The sequence below is a fragment of the Azospirillum sp. B506 genome (assembly GCF_000333595.1).
GTDB lineage: Bacteria > Pseudomonadota > Alphaproteobacteria > Azospirillales > Azospirillaceae > Azospirillum.
Window position 1 is genome coordinate 1 of sequence record NZ_BADK01001034.1, and the last position, 1,601, is coordinate 1,601.

The 1,601-nt window shown below is 70.5% G+C and carries 1 protein-coding gene; it reads left to right on the forward strand.

Annotated elements, in window-relative coordinates:
• Positions 1 to 134: 134 nt before the first annotated feature.
• Positions 135 to 1,601, forward strand: a 1,467-nt coding sequence (locus tag I71_RS31750) for an ATP-binding cassette domain-containing protein (RefSeq protein ID WP_042703728.1), incomplete at its 3' end; no start/stop codon positions are given.

Sequence of the window (1,601 nt, forward strand, 5' to 3'; positions counted from 1 at the left end):
CCCCCCATCACCCCACTCTCCCCCCTCACCCCAACCCTCTCCCCGCCTTTCGGCGAAGCTGCGCTTCACCTGTCGGCAATACAAGCAAGGCTTGTGTTGGAGGGGAGAGGGAACCCCCCCGCGGGCGAAAGATCATGATCCCAGCCGTCTCGCTGTCGGGCGTGCGGCACCGCTATGGCGGAACGGTGGCGCTGGCGGACGCCTCGCTCGACATCGCCCCAGGCACCAGCGTTGCCATCATAGGCCCGGACGGCGTCGGCAAATCGACCCTGCTCGGCCTGATTTCCACCGCCAAGAAAGTCCAGCAGGGCAACATCCGCGTGCTCGGCACCGACGTTTCCGACCGGCGTGGCCGCGCCGCCCTCCAGCCGCGCATCGCCTATATGCCGCAAGGGCTCGGCCGCAACCTCTACGCCGACCTCAGCGTCGCCGAGAATCTCCAGTTCTTCGGCCGCCTCTTCGGCCTCGACGCCGCCGAGCGCCGGCGCCGCATCGCCGACCTGCTGGAGTCCACCGGCCTCGCCCCGTTTCCCGACCGCCCGGCCGGCAAGCTGTCGGGCGGAATGAAGCAGAAGCTCGGCCTGTGCTGCGCCCTGCTGCACGACCCCGACCTGCTGATCCTCGACGAGCCGACGACCGGCGTCGATCCGCTGTCCCGCCGGCAGTTCTGGGACCTGATCGCCCGCATCCGCACCGGCCGCCCCGGCATGACCGTGCTGGTCGCCACCTCCTACATGGACGAGGCGGAACGCTTCGACCAGGTGGTGATGATGAATGCCGGCCGCCTGCTGGCCCACGACACACCGGCCGCGGTGAAGGCGCGCACCGGCGCCGCCGATCTGGAGGAGGCCTTCGTCGCCCTGCTGCCGGAGGACGCCAAACGCGGCCACCAGCGGCTGACCGTCCCGCCCCGCCCACCCGAGCCGGACGGCGCCGAACCCGCCATCGAAGCCATCGGCCTGACCCGCCGTTTCGGCGATTTCACCGCGGTGTCGGACATCAGCTTCCGCATCGGCCGCGGCGAGATCTTCGGTTTCCTCGGCTCCAACGGCTGCGGCAAGACCACCACCATGAAGATGCTGACCGGCCTGCTGCCCGCCAGCGCCGGCGAAGCGCGGCTGTTCGGCAAGCCGGTGGACGCCGGCGACCTGGAGAGCCGCCGCCGCGTCGGCTACATGGCGCAGGCCTTCTCGCTTTATGGCGAGCTGACGGTGCGCCAGAACCTCGACCTGCACGCCCGCCTGTTCGAGCTGACCGATGCCGACACCCGGCTGGCGGCGCTGGTCGAGCGTTTCGGCCTGTCCCCCTACATCGACGCCGTGGCCGACCGCCTGCCCTTGGGGGTGAGGCAGCGGCTGTCGCTGGCCGTCGCCATCCTGCACGGGCCGGAACTGCTGATCCTCGACGAGCCGACCTCCGGCGTCGATCCGGTGGCGCGCGACCAGTTCTGGCGCGACCTGATCGCGCTGTCGCGCGACCAGGGGGTGACGATCTTCGTCTCCACCCATTTCATGAACGAGGCGGCGCGCTGCGACCGGGTCGCCTTCATGAACGCCGGACGCGTCATCGCCGCCGGCCCGCCCGACGCGCTGCGCTGCCAG